The 16393-nt window shown below is 70.8% G+C and carries 13 protein-coding genes; 10 read left to right on the top strand and 3 right to left on the bottom strand.

Translation table 11 applies throughout. The features are described from left to right. Positions 1 to 371: 371 nt before the first annotated feature. Both OHB49_RS24365 and OHB49_RS24370 read left to right on the top strand, forming a co-directional pair. On the top strand, positions 372 to 1721 hold the full coding sequence (locus tag OHB49_RS24365; RefSeq protein WP_329162987.1) for a dicarboxylate/amino acid:cation symporter: 1350 nt from the start codon (positions 372 to 374) through the stop codon (positions 1719 to 1721). 220 nt (positions 1722 to 1941) lie between these two features. Beyond that, a complete protein-coding gene (locus OHB49_RS24370; protein WP_329162988.1) occupies positions 1942 to 2601 on the top strand; it encodes a TetR/AcrR family transcriptional regulator in 660 nt (219 codons plus the stop codon). Positions 2602 to 2618: 17 nt separating this feature from the next. Here the strand turns inward: OHB49_RS24370 and OHB49_RS24375 are convergent, their stop codons facing one another. Next, entirely contained in the window at positions 2619 to 3482 is an 864-nt protein-coding gene (locus OHB49_RS24375) for a MaoC family dehydratase (RefSeq protein WP_329162990.1), read from the bottom strand. 5 nt (positions 3483 to 3487) lie between these two features. Continuing rightward, positions 3488 to 4816 carry a 3-oxoacyl-ACP reductase gene (locus OHB49_RS24380; protein WP_329162992.1) on the bottom strand — a complete coding sequence of 443 codons (1329 nt, stop codon included), beginning with the start codon at positions 4814 to 4816 and terminating at the stop codon, positions 3488 to 3490. An 86-nt stretch (positions 4817 to 4902) separates the two neighbouring features. Between OHB49_RS24380 and OHB49_RS24385 the strand changes: the two genes are divergently transcribed. The 3 genes from OHB49_RS24385 to OHB49_RS24395 all read left to right on the top strand — a co-directional run bounded on the left by OHB49_RS24385 (position 4903) and on the right by OHB49_RS24395 (position 9310). Then, positions 4903 to 6171 carry an acetyl-CoA C-acetyltransferase gene (locus tag OHB49_RS24385; protein WP_329162994.1) on the top strand — a complete coding sequence of 423 codons (1269 nt, stop codon included), beginning with the start codon at positions 4903 to 4905 and terminating at the stop codon, positions 6169 to 6171. 114 nt (positions 6172 to 6285) lie between these two features. Next, a complete protein-coding gene (locus OHB49_RS24390) occupies positions 6286 to 8208 on the top strand; it encodes an AMP-dependent synthetase/ligase (protein ID WP_329162996.1) in 1923 nt (640 codons plus the stop codon). 340 nt (positions 8209 to 8548) lie between these two features. Beyond that, positions 8549 to 9310 carry a class I SAM-dependent methyltransferase gene (locus OHB49_RS24395; protein ID WP_329162998.1) on the top strand — a complete coding sequence of 254 codons (762 nt, stop codon included), beginning with the start codon at positions 8549 to 8551 and terminating at the stop codon, positions 9308 to 9310. Between the two features lie 12 nt (positions 9311 to 9322). Here OHB49_RS24395 and OHB49_RS24400 read toward each other — a convergent pair whose 3' ends face one another. Then, positions 9323 to 9760, bottom strand: coding sequence for a VOC family protein (locus OHB49_RS24400; RefSeq protein ID WP_329163000.1), 438 nt, complete (start codon positions 9758 to 9760; stop codon positions 9323 to 9325). A gap of 278 nt (positions 9761 to 10038) precedes the next feature. Here OHB49_RS24400 and OHB49_RS24405 point away from each other — a divergent pair, with 278 nt between their 5' ends. From OHB49_RS24405 to OHB49_RS24425, 5 genes are all read left to right on the top strand, one after another. Next, complete coding sequence (locus OHB49_RS24405; protein WP_030974356.1) at positions 10039 to 10986, top strand: LLM class F420-dependent oxidoreductase; 948 nt, start codon at positions 10039 to 10041, stop codon at positions 10984 to 10986. Between the two features lie 11 nt (positions 10987 to 10997). After that, positions 10998 to 11783 carry an SDR family NAD(P)-dependent oxidoreductase gene (locus OHB49_RS24410; protein WP_329163002.1) on the top strand — a complete coding sequence of 262 codons (786 nt, stop codon included), beginning with the start codon at positions 10998 to 11000 and terminating at the stop codon, positions 11781 to 11783. A 111-nt stretch (positions 11784 to 11894) separates the two neighbouring features. Beyond that, entirely contained in the window at positions 11895 to 13016 is a 1122-nt protein-coding gene (locus OHB49_RS24415) for an LLM class flavin-dependent oxidoreductase (RefSeq protein WP_030974360.1), read from the top strand. A gap of 153 nt (positions 13017 to 13169) precedes the next feature. After that, positions 13170 to 14909, top strand: coding sequence for an N-acyl-D-amino-acid deacylase family protein (locus tag OHB49_RS24420; protein WP_329163006.1), 1740 nt, complete (start codon positions 13170 to 13172; stop codon positions 14907 to 14909). Further along, entirely contained in the window at positions 14906 to 16369 is a 1464-nt protein-coding gene (locus OHB49_RS24425; protein WP_329163008.1) for an aldehyde dehydrogenase family protein, read from the top strand. The genes OHB49_RS24420 and OHB49_RS24425 overlap by 4 nt, the downstream gene beginning before the upstream one ends. Positions 16370 to 16393 lie beyond the last annotated feature (24 nt).

The following is a 16393-nucleotide window of genomic DNA, read 5'->3' on the forward strand; positions in this document are numbered from 1 at the left end:
TTCCTCACACCCGCACCGCATTCGTTCGACGCCCCAGTGCCGGAGCACGTGCTCCTGTGCTGGGGTTTCTGCGTTCCGTCGCGTGGTGGGATGCGTTCTCGCCGAGGCTTCCCCAAAGAACACCTTTGAGGGTCTCAAAGTTCAAGTGTTAACGTGTTCGACATGAAGACAGCTGTGCGCCCCCGCCATCGAGCCGGCATCGAGCTCGTGGTGCGCCTGCATGTCGATCTCTGCCGCTGTATGTCCGCGGTCTGTTGCCGCAACGTCTGAACCGGCATCATGCAGCGGCGCCGCCCCTGACGCGGGCGCCGCACCCCCGTCCCCGCGCGCCGTCCCCGTGCGCCCCGATGCGTCACATCTGGAGTGTGTCCGTGTCCGCGAATCCCGCGTCCGCCACCGCCGGCACCGGCCGGCAGTCCGGCTCCGGTTTCCGTATACCCAAGGTCCCGTTCTGGGCCCAGATCGTCGCCGGTCTGGTCCTCGGCGTGCTGCTCGGCTGGCTCGCCCGCAGCTACGACATCGGCTGGCTCTACACCACGCTCGACAAGGTCGGCCACATCTTCGTCCAGCTGCTGAAGCTGGCCGTCGCGCCCCTCGTCTTCTTCGCGATCCTGGTGTCGATCACCAACCTGCGCAAGGTCAACAACGCCGCTCGGCTGGCCACCCGCACCCTGCTCTGGTTCATGATCACCTCGCTGATCGCCGTCGCCATCGGCCTGGCGATCGGCCTGATCACCAACCCGGGCGCCGGCACCGGCCTGACCCCGAAGGACGGCGCCAAGCCTGAGCACGCGGGCTCCTGGCTCGACTTCCTGACCGGCATCATCCCGGAGAACGTGATCACCCCGTTCACCGAGCTGAACGTCCTGCAGATCGTCTTCATGGCCGCCGTCGCCGGTATCGCCGCGCTCCAGCTCGGCGAGAAGGCCCAGCCGATCCTCACCCTCAGCGAGTCGATCCTGGAGCTCCTCCAGAAGGCCCTGTGGTGGGTCATCCGCCTCGCCCCGCTCGGCACCGTGGGCCTCATCGGCTACGCGATCGCCGACTACGGCTGGGACCTGATCGGCAAGTACGCGACGTTCACCGTCGACGTCTACGTCGGTTGCGCCCTGGTGATGTTCGGCGTGTACCCGCTGCTGCTCGCCACGGTCGCCAAGGTCAACCCGCTCCAGTTCTTCAAGGGCGCCTGGCCCGCGATCCAGCTGGCCTTCGTCTCCCGCTCCTCGGTCGGCACGATGCCGGTCACCCAGAAGGTCACCGAGCGCCTCGGCGTCCCGAAGGAGTACGCCTCGTTCTCCGTCCCGTTCGGGGCGACGACGAAGATGGACGGCTGCGCCGCGATCTACCCGGCGCTGGCAGCGATCTTCATCGCGCAGATCTTCGACGTCCAGCTGGGTGTCGGTGACTACATCCTGATCGCGTTCGTCTCGGTGATCGGCTCGGCGGCCACCGCCGGTCTCACCGGTGCGACCGTCATGCTGACCCTCACGCTGTCCACGTTGGGGCTGCCGCTGGAGGGCGTGGGCCTGCTGATGGCCATCGACCCGATCCTGGACATGATGCGTACGGCCACCAACGTGGCCGGCCAGGCGCTGGTGCCGGTGATCGTCTCGGCACGCGAGAAGATCCTCGACCTCGACGCGTACAACTTGGCCTCGTCCTCCCCGGTCGACGACGAGGTGCGCGACGCGGAGCCGGTGAACGTCCCGGTCGCCGCGTAACGAGTACACCTTCGGCGAGCGCCCCCGGTCCTTCGAGGACCGGGGGCGCTCGCCGTCGTACGCGTACGGAAGGGGGAGCCGGAGCGCGGGAAGACGTGACTTCCGGTGGAGGTGAAACCGGCCACTGGACGGCCCGGGAAGGCTTCTCCGTACGCCGCCGGAGGAGCCTGCGCCGTACCCTTACCGGGGAGTGGCGCAGTGGGGTGGGAGGAAGTCGGACGTGGGTGCTGTGAAGAGCAAACGGTTGCCGCGTGCCGTGCGCGAGCAGCAGATGATGGACGCCGCGGTGCAGACTTTCGGGCAGCGTGGCTACCGGGCCGCCTCGATGGACGAGATCGCGGAGCTGGCCGGCGTGTCCAAGCCGTTGGTCTATCTGTACCTGAATTCCAAGGAGGAGCTCTTCACCTCCTGTATCCAGCGCGAGGCAAAGGCGCTGGTCGCAGCGGTGCGGTCGGGGGTGGAGCCGGGGATGCCGGCGGACCGGCAACTGTGGGCCGGGCTACGGGCATTCTTCACACACACCGCGGAGAACCCGGACGGCTGGGCGGTGTTGCACCGGCAGGCACGTACGCACGGGGAGCCGTTCGCCACCGAGGTCATGGCGATGCGGGACGAGATCGTTGCGTTCGTGACGGGTCTGATCGGCGCCGCCGCGCGCGAGGCGCACCACGATCCGGCGCTCCCGGACCGCGATGTGTCGGGCCTGGCGCAGGCGCTCGTGGGGGCCGCGGAGTCGCTCGCCGGCTGGGCGAACGACACCCCGGGCGTCTCGGCGAAGGAAGCCGCGGCCACGCTGATGAACTTCTCGTGGGCCGGCCTGGAGAACCTCATGCACGGCCGCCCGTGGGCGCCGCGGGCCCAGGTAGCCGCACGGGCGTAGCGGCCGACCGGTCAGGACTACGGCCGTGCACTGTCCCGTGCCATCGACCCGGTGAGGTGCATGCGGCCGCCGCTGCGGAGCTGGAAGGCGGTGCCTGCGCCGTCCACCGCGTACGTCACGGTCGCCGGGAGCAGGACGGGGGCCTTGAAGTCGGCCCGGACGTAACTGATCCTGCCCGGTTCGGCGGACTCGGCCAGACAGCGGGCGACCGTCCACATGCCGTGTGCGATGGCCCTCGGGAAGCCGAACAGCCGGGCGGTGAGCGGATACAGGTGGATCGGGTTCCGGTCACCCGACGCGGCGCCGTAACGGCGGCCCAGATCGCCGGGGAGCCGCCACTCGGCGGCGGCGGGGAGTTCGGCCGTAGGCAGGGTGGGGGGACCGGACTCGGCAGCGGGCGAGGCGCCGCGTGCCGAGTGGCGGGAAAGATAGCCGCTGCGGGACTCCCACACCAGCTCGCCGCCCGACCGCGCCTCGGTCACCATCGTCACCTCGGTGCCCCGCCGATGGGGCGTCAGCGCATCCGCGTACACGGTGAGTTCGAGTACTTCCGTGGGGTGCGGCGCCCGGTGCCGGGTGATCTCGATCCAGGTGTGGACCAGCCCGACGACGGGAAGCGGGAAGCTCCGTCCGGTCATCAGCCGCATCGCGAGCGGGAAGCCCAGGACATGCGGGTACGTCAGCGGCAGTGTGCCCGACTCGGAGAAGCCGCAGATCCTGCTGTACGAGGCGAGGGGGCCGGGTGCGATCCGTACGTCCCGGACGACCAGGCGGTCGGCCGGCAGCGCGGCGCCGGGCCGGCCCGCCCGCTTGAACGGGGACGTGACGGCGCCACGTACCAGTGATGCCGTCAGACCCCGGGAAGTGGCAGTGGTCGACATCGACGTCACGCCCCGAGCAGGCTCTGGCCGCAGACCCGCACGATCTGGCCGTTCACGGCCGCCGAAGCGGGCTGGGCGAACCATGCGGTCGTCTCCGCGACATCGACCGGAAGACCCCCCTGTGCAAGGGAGTTCATCCGGCGGCCCGCCTCCCGGATGAAGAGGGGGACGGCGGCGGTCATCTTGGTCTCGATGAAGCCGGGGGCGACCGCGTTGACCGTGACGCCGTGGTCGGCGGCGGCGCGCGGGGCCAGGGAGCGGACCAGGCCGATGATGCCCGCCTTGCTGGCCGCGTAGTTCGTCTGACCGGTGTTGCCCGCGATACCGGCGATGGACGCGGTGGCGATGATCCGGCCGCCCCGGTTGATGGTGCCTGCTTCGAGCAGGGCATCCGTGGTGCGCAACACGCTGTCGAGGTTGACCTCGACGACCTGGGCCCAGCGGTCGGCGGGCATGTTGGCGAGCCGCCGGTCGCGGGTGATGCCCGCGTTGTGGACGAGAATGTCCAGGCCGCCGGGGGCCGCGGCGGCGATCCGCTCGGCGGCGTCGTCCGCGGTGATGTCGAGCGGCAGCGCCGACGCACCGAGCCGGTCGGCGGTACGCGCCAACTCGTCCCGGGACTGCGGGATGTCGAGGCAGATGACCTGCGCCCCGTCCCGCGCCAGGACCGACGCGACCGAGGCGCCGATGCCGCGCGCCGCTCCGGTGACCAGCGCGGTGCGTCCGGCGAGCGGTGCGGCAGGGTCGGTGGCCGGATCGGGCGCGGCGTCGGTGAGTTCGACTACCTGGCCGCTGACGTACGAGGACCGGGGAGAGAGCAGGAACCGGAGGGTGGACTCCGCCGAGGCGGTGGCGTCCGGTTCGATCCGGAGCAGTTGGACGGTGGCGCCCCTGCCGATCTCCTTGCCGAGCGAGCGCACGAACCCCTCAAGAGCCTGCTGGGCGGCCGCCTGATGATGGTCCTCGGCCGACGGCCGCACCCCGACGATCACGATCCGGCCGCCCGGAGCCAGCGAACGTACGACAGGATGCAGCGCGGCGTGCACGTCGCCGAGCCCGGCGGCGGTGGCAACTGCCGTCGCGTCCACCACGATTCCCGCAGGGCGGGGTGCCGGTTCGGCGCTCCGGACCACCGTGAGGCCGGTGGCGGCGAGAACCGCACCCAGCTCCTGCGCAACGGCGGAGTCCCCGGCAGTGAGGTGCAGCAGCGGGCCGTCCAGTGACTGCGTCTCCAGCGACCAGCGGCGCAGCCGCGCCGGCTGCGGCAGGCCGAGCTTCCGGGTCAGAAATCGGCCGGGTGCTGTGCCGGTGAAGTGCAGATAGCGGTCGGCCATTGTCCAGACTCCCTGCGCGGTCGTAGATTTTACTGCGGAGTAAGGTTACTCAAGAGTCAGGAGCAGGTCGAGATGAGTTGGTCGAGATGATCCCCCTTGCTCTCCCGCAGCCGCGCCGGGTCGCGATCATCGGCGGCAGCCGTATCCCGTTCGCACGCTCCGACGGCCCGTACGCACACTCCTCCAACCAAGAGATGCTCACCGCCGCACTGAACGGTCTGGTCGAGCGGTTCGGGCTTCAGGGGCAGCGGGTCGGCGAGTTCGTCGCAGGCGCCGTCCTCAAGCACAGCCGGGACTTCAACCTGGCCCGCGAGACCGTCCTCGGCTCGGCGCTCGACCCGCGCACCCCCGCGTACGACATCCAGCAGGCCTGCGGCACCGGACTCCAGGCCGTCATCGCCGCCGCCGACAAGATCATGCTCGGTGCGGTCGACTCCGCGATCGCGGGCGGCACGGACACCACGAGCGACGCACCCCTCGGCGTCAACGACCAGCTGCGCAGACTGCTGCTGGCGGCCCGGCGGGCGAAGTCGACCGGCGGACGGATCAAGGCACTTACGGGGATACGGCCTCGGCATCTCGTCCCCGACATCCCGCGGAACGCCGAACCCCGGACCGGGCTCTCGATGGGCGAACACGCGGCGATCACCGCCCGGCGGTGGGACATCGGCCGCGCGGAGCAGGATCTCCTCGCCGCCACCAGCCATCAGCGGCTCGCCGCCGCGTACGAACGGGGCTTTCTGCGCGACCTCGTCGTCCCCCACCTCGGTCTGGCCCGCGACCAGAACCTCCGCCCCGGCTCCACCGTGGAGAAACTCGCCACCCTGGAGCCGGTGTTCGGCGCCGACCACCCCGACGCGACGATGACCGCGGGCAATTCGACCCCGCTCACCGACGGCGCCGCCACCGTGTTGCTGGCGAGCGACGAGTGGGCCGAGGCGCACGGCCTGGAGCCACTCGCGTATCTCTCGCTGTACGAGACCGCCGCCGTCGACCACGTGGGCGGCGATGACGGGCTGCTGATGGCTCCCGCGTACGCCGTACCGCGGATGCTGGAGCGCGCCGGGCTCACCATCGAGGACTTCGACCTCTTCGAGATCCACGAGGCCTTCGCCTCCCAGGTGCTCGCCACCCTGGCCGCCTGGGAGAAGCAGGGGCTCGCCCCGGTCGACCGGGACAGGCTCAATGTGGCCGGATCGTCGCTCGCCACCGGGCATCCGTTCGCCGCGACCGGGGCGCGGATCGTCGCCACCCTCGCCGAACTGCTCGCCGAGCGGGAAGCCCCGGGCCGCGGGCTGATCTCGATCTGCGCCGCGGGCGGCCAGGGAGTCACCGCGATCCTGGAACGCCCCTGATTCCCGAGCCCTTTCAGCGATCGAGGACAACTTCAAGCCCGACCGGCGGCCGAGGACGAAACGGCCGCCGGACGGACCGGCCGAACCGCCCTTCCCCCTGTTGAGGAGCCGCTCGTGTCCACGCCAACCTCTGCCGCCGCACCTGCCGCGACGCCCGCCGTACCCGCCCTGGTCGAGCCGACGAAGGTCAGGGCGGCGGACGGATCGGTACGGCAGGTCTCCGTACCGCCGATCGCGCCGTCCGTCCGGCACGGATCACTCGCCGAGATCCCCTTCGACAACGCCCGCGAGGCCCCGGGCGACGCCGTCATCAGCCGCAAGCAGCCGGACGGCAGCTGGCAGGACGTGACGGCCGAACAGTTCGCCGGCGAGGTGCTCGCCGTCGCCAAGGGCCTGATCGCGGAGGGCCTGCGGGCCGGCGACCGGATCGCGATCATGGCCCGTACGACATACGAATGGACGCTGCTCGACTTCGCCGGCTGGGCCGCCGGACTCGTCACCGTCCCCATCTACCCGACATCGTCCGCCTTCCAGGCCCGCTGGATCCTCCAGGACTCGGGCGCCGTCGCCTGCGCCGTGGAGACGGCGGACGAAGGCCGGCTGATCAGCCAGGAACGCAAACAGCTCGGCGATCTCGCCCACCTGTGGCAGTTCGACACCGGCGCACTCGGCCGGCTGAAGGCGCTCGGCAGGGACGTCCCCGACGACGCGGTCGCCGCCCGCCGGGCCGCCCTGGAACCGGAGACACCCGCCACCCTCATCTACACCTCGGGCACCACCGGACGCCCCAAGGGCTGCGTCCTGACCCACGGCAACTTCTTCGCCGAGGTCGACAACGCCATCGAACTCCTCCACCCGGTCTTCAAATCGGTCAGCAAGGAACCGGCCTCGACCCTTCTCTTCCTGCCGCTGTCGCACGTCTTCGGGCGGATGGTCGCGATCGGCTGTCTGCGCGCCCGGGTCCGGCTCGGCCACGCCCCGTCCATCCGGACCGAGGACCTGCTCGCCGACCTGGCGGGCTTCCGGCCCTCGTTCCTGCTGGCCATCCCGTACGTGCTGGAGAAGGTCTACAACACCGGCCGGGCGACCGCCGAGAAGATGGGCCGCGCCTCGTCGTTCGACCGCGCCGCGAGGATCGCCCAGCGGTACGGACAGGCCGTCGAGGCCGCCGAACACGGCACCGGTCCCGGACCCGGCTGGGGACTGCGGGCCGCCCGGGCCCTGTACGACCCGCTGGTCTACCGCCGCATCAGGGCGGCCCTCGGCGGACACGTCCGGTACGCGATCTGCGGCGGCTCCCCGCTGGGCCGCCGGCTCGCAGCCTTCTACGCGGGCGCGGGCATCGAGATCTTCGAGGGGTACGGGCTGACGGAGACCACCGCCGCCGCCACCGTCACCCCACCGCTCAAGCCGCGCCTCGGCACGGTCGGCTGGCCGCTGCCGGGCACCGCCGTGCGGATCGCGGAGGACGGCGAGGTGCTGCTCAGCGGCGGCCAGGTGTTCCGCGGCTACTGGGACACCGAACGCGGCGCGCCCGTCCCCGCACTGGACGGCGGCTGGTTCGCCACCGGCGACCTGGGCGCCCTCGACGAGGACGGCTACCTCACCATCACCGGCCGCAAGAAGGAAATCATCATGACGACGGGCGGCAAGAACGTCGCCCCGGCGCCGCTGGAGGACTGGCTGCGCGCTCACCCGCTGGTCGGCCAGTGCATGGTGGTCGGCGACAACCGCCCGTTCATCACCGCCCTGATCACCCTGGAGCCGGAGGGGCTCCTGCACTGGCGGCAGATGCGCAAGAAGCGGGACGTGCCGATCCGGGAACTGGTGGCGGACGAGGAGCTGCGCGGCGCGCTCCAGCGCGCGGTCGACGAGGCCAACCGCCTGGTCTCGCGCGCCGAGTCGATCCGCAAATTCGTCGTGCTGCCGGTGGACTTCACGGAGGAGGGCGGACATCTGACGCCGTCGCTGAAACTGAAGCGGGATGCGATCCTGCGGGACTTCGAGGCGGAGATCGAGGCGCTGTACCGGAGGTAGGCGGACGATCCCGGCGAGGCGGACCGGGCAGGAGGGGCGGCCGGGCAGGCCGGGCCGGGACGAGGTGGAGCGACTGCGAGGACCCGGCGGGGTGCCGAGCCCGACGACGCGTCGGCGGCCGCGGAAATTCGTCGAGAAACCTGCGTGAGCGTGTCCGGGAATGCCACCGTGACGGCCTTCGGCAGGGGCGTGGGCGACCGTGCGGGGCGGTCACGGGCGAGGTCCTCACCGCGTCCGGACGGCCCGCCCGGACGCCCCTTCGCGACCTCTTCGCATGCCCCCTGAGCTGGGCTTCTGTGGGGTGCGGCCCTACCGTGTCCCCATCGTGGAAGGGGATCCGATGGACCGGAACATACGCACGATCGACGACGTCCTGAAGCTGATGGACGGACTGTTCGCGCCGGAGGCCGATCGCTGGACGGCGGGCGGGGCCGGCTGGTGGGACGGGTTCTACGGCGACCGCTCGAAGCCGGTGCCGTTCTTCGTGGCGAAGCCGGACGAGAACCTGGTCTCGTACCTCGACCGGTCCTTGATCACACCGGGCCGGGCGCTCGACCTCGGGTGCGGTCCGGGCCGAAACGCTCTCCATCTCGCCTCTCTGGGATTCCAGGTGGACGCCGTCGACCTCTCCCCGGCCGCCATCTCCTGGGCCGAGGAGCGCGCCCGCGAGGCAGGGGCCGACATCCGGTTCCGCTGCGGTGACGCCTTCGCCCTCACCGAGGCCGAGTCGGGCGGCCCGTACGACCTGATCCACGACTCCGGTTGTTTCCACCACCTGCCGCCGCACCGCCGCATCAGCTACCTCGCCCTGCTGGACCGCGTCCTCGCCCCCGGCGGCCACCTCGCCCTCACCTGCTTCGCAGCCGGAGGGATGGGCTCCGAACTCCCCGACGCGGAGTTCTACCGCCGGTCCGCTCTCCACGGCGGGCTCGCCTACACGCCGGAGTCCCTGCGCCGGATCTTCTCCGACCTGACGGAGGTCGAACTGCGCCGCATGCACGACGAGCCGCCCGAGTCCCCGTACTTCGGTGAGCCATTCCTTTGGACGGCCTTGTTCCGCCGCGACGCGCAGACACCACGCGGCGAGTCACCCACGGAGTGACGGAGCCGGAAGTCAGACCACGCAGAACTCGTTGCCCTCCGGGTCGGTCATCTCCACGTGATCGGGTCGGCCGTCCATCTCGTGCTCGCGTACCACGGTCGCGCCGGCGGCGGTCAGGCGCGTGACCGCCTCGGTCACGCGCGGCCACCGCACCTCCCACGGCGTCTCGCGGCCGCCACCGGCCTGTACGTCCAGGTGCACGCGGTTCTTCGCCGCTTTCGGCTCCGGCACCTTGAGGAAGGACAGCGTCGGCCCCACCCCGTCCGGATCGCTCAGGTACGCGCCGTCGTCCCACTCCTCCTCCGGGACGCCGTGGTGGGCGAACCACTCCTCCCAGCTCCCGAAACCGGCGGGCGGAGGCTTCGGCACGTAGCCGAGGGCGAGCGCCCAGAACTCCGCCAGCCTGGTCGGATGCGCACAGTCGAGCGTCACGGTCCATCTGGTCGACATGGTGGTTCCTCCTCGGTCCGGGTCGATGACGGGGACCGTACCGCGCGCCGCTGACATCCGCGCGGCATCGGCCTCACGGTGGGTGTGATCGACCGGCCGAGGGCGGTACCGGCTTCAATCCTCGGCCACGGCTGTCCGGCGACCGCCCGGGGCGACGGATCCGCAGCACCCCCTCCCTCTTGTCTGATGCACCGTCAGGTACGACGATGGCACCCGCCTCGAAAATGACGGAACGTCAGATCTGGTCGAGGCGGACACGGAGGAAGGGAGGCGACCCGGTGCCGATACTGCCCGCCGGGCGGCTGTCGTACGGGATGCAGCTCCCGGTCCAGTCGCAGAGCACCATCTATACGGAAGCGTGGGAGGCCTCGGCCGGGCCCGGTGATCTCGCCGAGATCGCCCGCACCGCCGACCGCACCGGCTTCGCCTATCTGGCGAGCTGCGACCATGTCGCGATTCCTCGGCGGCTCGCCGAGGTCATGAGCACCGTCTGGTACGACCCGGTGGCCACCCTCGCCTTCCTCGCGGGGATCACCGAACGCGTTCTGCTGATGAGCCATGTCGCCGTCGTCGGGCTGCGCCACCCGCTCGCCACCGCGAAGCAGTACGCCACCCTCGACCACCTGTCCGGCGGCCGGTTGATCCTCGGGGTCGGGGCCGGGCATGTGCGGGAGGAGTTCGAGGCGCTCGGGGCGGACTTCGACGGGCGCGGCAGCGTGCTCGACGAGACCATCGACGCGCTGAAGGCCGCGCTCGGGCCGGAGGAGTACCCGGAGTTCGCCGGGGAACGGTTCTCGTTCAGCGGGCTGGGGCAGCGGCCGCGGCCCGCGCAGGAACGGGTGCCCGTCTGGGTGGGCGGTTCCTCGCCCGCCGCCGTGCGCCGGGCCGCGCTGCGCGGGGACGGGTGGCTGCCGCAGGGGGATCCCAGGGACCGGCTGCCGCAGCAGATCGCCGGAGTGCGGGCGTTGCGGGAGGAGGCCGGTATCGAGGAGCCGCTGGTCGTCGGTGCCATCACCGAGCCGCTGTACGTGGGGGAGCCGGCGTGGTCCGTGGGGCGGCGCACGCTCAGCGGGAAGCCGGAGGCCATCGCCGAGTCGCTGCGCGCGTACGGGGCGATGGGTGTGCATCAGATCCAGGTGCGGTTCCGCAGCCGCAGCCGCAGCGAACTGACCGATCAGATGGCGGCGTTCGCCGCCGATGTCGCTCCATACCTCGACCAGCAGTAAGGAGTAGGGACATGGGCAAGCTGGATGGGCGCACCGTCCTCATCAGCGGCGCCGCGCGTGGGCAGGGAGAGCAGGAGGCGCGGCTCTTCGTCGCCGAGGGCGCGCGGGTGGTGATCGCCGATGTGCTCGACGACCAGGGGGAGGCCCTGGCGAAGGAGCTGGGGGAGGGGGTCGCCCGGTTCGTGCATCTCGATGTGAGCCAGGAGGAGGAGTGGCAGCGCGCCGTGGCCGCCGCCAAGGACGCCTTCGGGAGGATCGACGGTCTGGTCAACAACGCCGGAATCCTGCGGTTCAACGAGCTGGTGTCCACGCCTCTGGAGGAGTTTCAGCAGGTCGTGCAGGTCAACCAGGTCGGCGCCTTCCTGGGGATCAAGAACGTCGCGCCCGAGATAGAGGCCGCGGGCGGCGGGACCATCGTCAACACCGCCTCGTACACGGGGCTCACCGGGATGGCCTTCGTGGGGGCGTACGCGGCGACCAAGCATGCCGTGCTGGGGCTGACCAGGGTCGCGGCGGTCGAGCTCGCGGCGAAGGGGATACGGGTCAATGCCGTCTGTCCCGGGGCCGTGGACACCGCGATGACCAACCCGGCCGCGCTGGACCCGGCCGCGGACCCGGAGGAGTCGCGGGAGGCGGTGGCCGGGCTCTACAAGAAGCTCGTGCCGCTCGGGCGGATCGGGCAGCCGGAGGAGGTGGCGGCCCTCGCGCTCTTCCTGACCTCGGACGACTCCTCGTACATCACCGGGCAGCCGTTCGTCATCGACGGCGGGTGGCTGGCGGGCGTCAGTCTCTTCTGAGGTCAATAGCTGACGAGGCGTCATCTATTGACGGGTCGGACCGTCGGTGGAACAGTCGGTCGCATCACAATCTGACGATGTGTCAGAAATGATTGAGGACGGTGAACCCCCTTGGAATTCGGGCTGTTTGTACAGGGGTACGTACCCGCCGCGCGCGCCGAGGTCGACCCCGAGGCGGAGCACAAGGCGCTGATCGAGGAGACCGAGTACGTCATCCAGGCGGACAAGTCCGGCTTCAAGTACGCCTGGGCCTCCGAGCACCACTTCCTGGAGGAGTACTCGCATCTCTCGGCCAACGACGTGTACCTGGGATACCTCGCGCACGCCACCGAACGGATCCACCTCGGCTCCGGCATCTTCAACCCACTCGCCCCCGTCAACCACCCCGTGAAGGTGGCCGAGAAGGTCGCCATGCTCGACCACCTGTCGGAGGGGAGGTTCGAGTTCGGCTCGGGGCGCGGGGCCGGCAGTCACGAGATCCTCGGGTTCATGCCGGGCATCACCGACATGAACCACACCAAGGAGCTCTGGGAAGAGACCATCGCCGAGTTCCCCAAGATGTGGCTCCAGGACGAGTACGTCGGCTTCCAGGGCAAGCACTGGTCGCTGCCGCCCCGCAAGATCCTGCCGAAGCCGTACGGGAAGTCGCACCCGGCGATGTGGTACGCGGCCGGATCGCCGTCCTCGTACGCCATGGCCGCCAGGAAGGGGCTCGGCGTGCTGGGGTTCAGCGTGCAGAAGGTCTCCGACATGGAGTGGGTCGTCGATTCGTACAAGACGGCCGTCAAGGACGCGGAGCCGGTCGGCGACTTCGTCAACGACAACGTCATGGTGACGTCGACGGCCATCTGCGCCGAGACGCACGCCAAGGCCGTCGAGATCGCGGTCGGCGGCGGGCTGAACTACCTGCAGTCGCTGCTGTTCCGCTACCACGACACGTTCCCGAGGCCCGAAGGCATTCCGGAATGGCCGGAGCTGCTGCCCGAGTACAGCGAGGAGATCATCGAGCTGCTGATCGCCGAGGAGCTGATGATCTGCGGTGACCCGGACGAGGTGCTGCGGCAGTGCCGGCGGTGGGAGCAGGCGGGGGCGGATCAGCTGAGCTTCGGGCTGCCGATCGGGATCAGCCGTGAGGACACGATGAACTCGATCCGGCTGATCGGTGAGCATGTGATTCCGAAGATCGACACGGATCCGGTGCACCGGACGACGCGGTTCCGCACGGCGGCGTAGGCGGGGCGCTGCCCCCGGATCCCCGCTCCTCGATCGCCGGAGCGGCTTGAGCTGGAGCGGCGTCTTCCCGGACCGCCGCTCCGCGAGCCGGGGTGCGTACCGCGGTCGTACGCACCCCGGCTGCATCCCGTACAGATCAGAAGGGAACCCGACATGCTCGACCACCTCATCCGCGGAGCGACCGTCGTGGACGGCACCGGTGCTCCCTCGTACGTTGCCGACCTCGGCGTCCGCGACGGCCGCATCGCCGTCATCGCCGAGCCCGGCACCCTCACCGAGGAGGCCGTGACCTCGGAGGACGCCACCGGACGCGTGCTCGCCCCCGGCTTCGTCGACCCCCACACCCACTACGACGCACAGCTCTTCTGGGACCCGTACGCCACGCCGTCCATGAACCACGGCGTCACCACCGTCGCCGGTGGCAACTGCGGGTTCACCCTCGCCCCGCTCCACCCCGACCGGCCCGACGACGCCGACTACACCCGCCGCATGATGTCCAAGGTCGAAGGGATGGCCCTCAAGGCCCTGGAGGAAGGCGTCGACTGGTCCTGGTCCACCTTCCGCGAATACCTCGACGCCCTCGAAGGGCGGATAGCCGTCAACGCCGGGTTCATGGTCGGCCACTGCGCCCTGCGCCGGCACGTCATGGGCGCCGACGCGGTCGGTGGACAGCCCGGGCCTGCCCAGCTCGACGCGATGCTGCGGCTCCTCCACGACGCCATGGACGCCGGGGCCTGGGGGCTCTCCACCACCCGGTCCACCACCCACTCCGACGGCGACGGCAAGCCCGTGGCCTCCCGGCACGCACTGCCCGAAGAGCTCCTCGCCCTCTCCCGCGCCGTCGGCGAACACGAGGGCACCCAGCTCGAAGCGATCGTCGCCGGCTGCCTCGACCAGTTCTCCGACGACGAGATCGACCTCCTCGTCGACATGACCGCCGCCGCCGGCCGCCCCCTCAACTGGAACGTCCTCACCATCGACGCCGCCGTCCCCGAACGCGTACCGCGCCAGCTCGTCCCCAGCGAACGCGCCCGCCGGGCGGGCGGCCGGGTCGTCGCCCTCACCATGCCGATCCTCACCCCCATGAACATGTCGCTCGGCACCTTCTGCGCCCTCAACCTCATCCCCGGCTGGGGCGAGATCCTCTCCCTCCCCGTCCCCGAACGGATCGAGCGGCTCCGCGACGCCTCCACCCGCGCCGAGATGCTCAGCCGCGCCGACAGCAAGGAGGCGGGTGTCTTCCGGCGCCTCGCCGACTTCGGCCGGTACGTCATCGGCGACACGTACAGCGCGGCGAACGAGGGCCTCAGCGGGCGCGTCGTACGCGACATCGCCGCCGAGCGCGGCCAGGACCTGTTCCACTGCCTCGTCGAGATCTGCGCCGCCGACGAGCTGCGTACGGTGCTGTGGCCCATGCCCACCGACAACGACCCGGACTCCTGGGCGCTGCGGCAGCGGACCTGGCAGCACGAGGACGTCCTGCTCGGCGGTTCCGACGCGGGTGCCCATCTGGACCGGATGTGCGGCGCCCCGTACACCACCCGCTTCCTCGGTGACTGCCTGCGCGGCCGGAAACTCGTCCCCCTCGAACAGGCCGTCAAGATGCTCACCGACGACCCCGCCCAGCTCTTCGGGCTGCGCGACCGGGGCAGGATCCAGGAAGGCTTCCACGCCGACCTCGTCCTCTTCGACCCCGAGCGCATCGACGCAGGGCCCGCCACCCTCGTCCACGATCTGCCCGGCGACAGCCCACGCCTCGACTCCAAGGCCATCGGCATCGTGTCGGTCCGCGTCAACGGCGTCGAGACGCTGCGCGACGACAAGGTGACCGGCGCGGTCCCCGGCACGGTGCTCCGCTCCGGCCGCGACACCCGGACGGTGAGCACGCAATGACCACCGCACCCCAGCGCCTCTTCATCGGCGGAGAGTGGACGGAACCCGACCACGGCCACTACGAGGTGATCAACCCGGCCACGGAGCAGGCCGTCGGTCTCGCACCCGAGGCGAGCCGCGAGCAGGTGTACGCGGCGGCCGCCGCGGCCCGCGAGGCGTTCCCCGCCTGGTCCCGCAGCCGCCCCGAGGAGCGGGCCGCGATCCTCGACCGAGCCGCCGACCTGATGCACCGCGACTTCGCCGCCAACGCCGCACTCGCCCGGGCGGAGAGCGGCGCGACGACCGGAACGGCCCGGTCCATGCAGGTCGCCGTCGGCGCGGCCCGCTTCCGGCGGTACGCGAAGGGCGCCCTGGAGCCGGTCGAGGAGGCGATCTCGCCGCAGATCAATGAGGCCGGCCCGATGGGCCGGGCCGGTGTCTTCGGCGCGGTCGCCGTACGCCAGCCGGTCGGCGTCGTCACCTGCATCACCTCGTACAACAATCCGTGGGCCAACCCGGCCGGCAAGGTCGCCCCCGCGCTCGCCATGGGCAACACGGTCGTCGTGAAGCCCGCCCCGCAGGACCCGCTCTCCGTCTACCGGATGGCCGAGGCCCTCGCCGAGGCGGGCGTGCCGCCGGGCGTCGTCAACGTCGTCACGGGTTCGGGCCCCGAGGCCGGCGAGGCGGCCGTCGACTCGCCGGACGTCGACATGGTCAGCTTCACCGGCTCCACGTCCGTCGGACAGCGCATCGCCGAGGTGTGCGGACGGGGGATGAAGCGGCAGCTGATGGAGCTGGGCGGCAAGGGCGCCGCGGTCGTCCTCGACGACGCCGACCTGGACGCGGCGGTGGCGGGCATCGGCACGACGTTCTCCTTCTACAGCGGACAGATCTGTACGGCTCCGACACGCGTCCTCGTCCAGCGCGGCAGCCACGACGCGCTGATCGAGAAGCTCGTCGCGTATGCGGGTCGTCTGGCGGTCGGCGACCCGGCGGCGCCGGGTACGGTCGTCGGGCCGGTCATCTCCGCGGCCCACCGCGACCGCATCGAGTCGTACGTGGAGCTCGGCCGGAAGGAGGGCGCGCGGGTGATCACCGGCGGCGAGCGGCCCTCCCACGTCGACCGCGGCTTCTACGTCGCGCCGACGCTCCTCGCCGACTGCACCAACGACATGCGGGTCGTCCGGGAGGAGATCTTCGGTCCGGTCGTCGTGGTCGTCCCCTTCGACGACGAGGAGGAAGGCATCGCACTCGCCAACGACAGCGACTACGGACTGATCGACTACGTGTGGTCCGGGGACGTGGCCCGGGCCTTCCGGGTGGCGCGGCGGCTGCGCGCCGGCGGGGTCGGGGTGAACACGATCGGCCGCAACATGGAGGCGCCGTTCGGCGGGTTCAAGAGGAGCGGAGTCGGGCGCGACGTCGGCTCGTACGCGCTGCACGCGTACAGCGAACTGCAGGCGATCGTCTGGCCGGGCTGAGCACCGCTGTGACGGGGCCGTCCG

The organism is Streptomyces sp. NBC_01717 (assembly GCF_036248255.1).
In the GTDB taxonomy this organism is placed as follows: domain Bacteria; phylum Actinomycetota; class Actinomycetes; order Streptomycetales; family Streptomycetaceae; genus Streptomyces.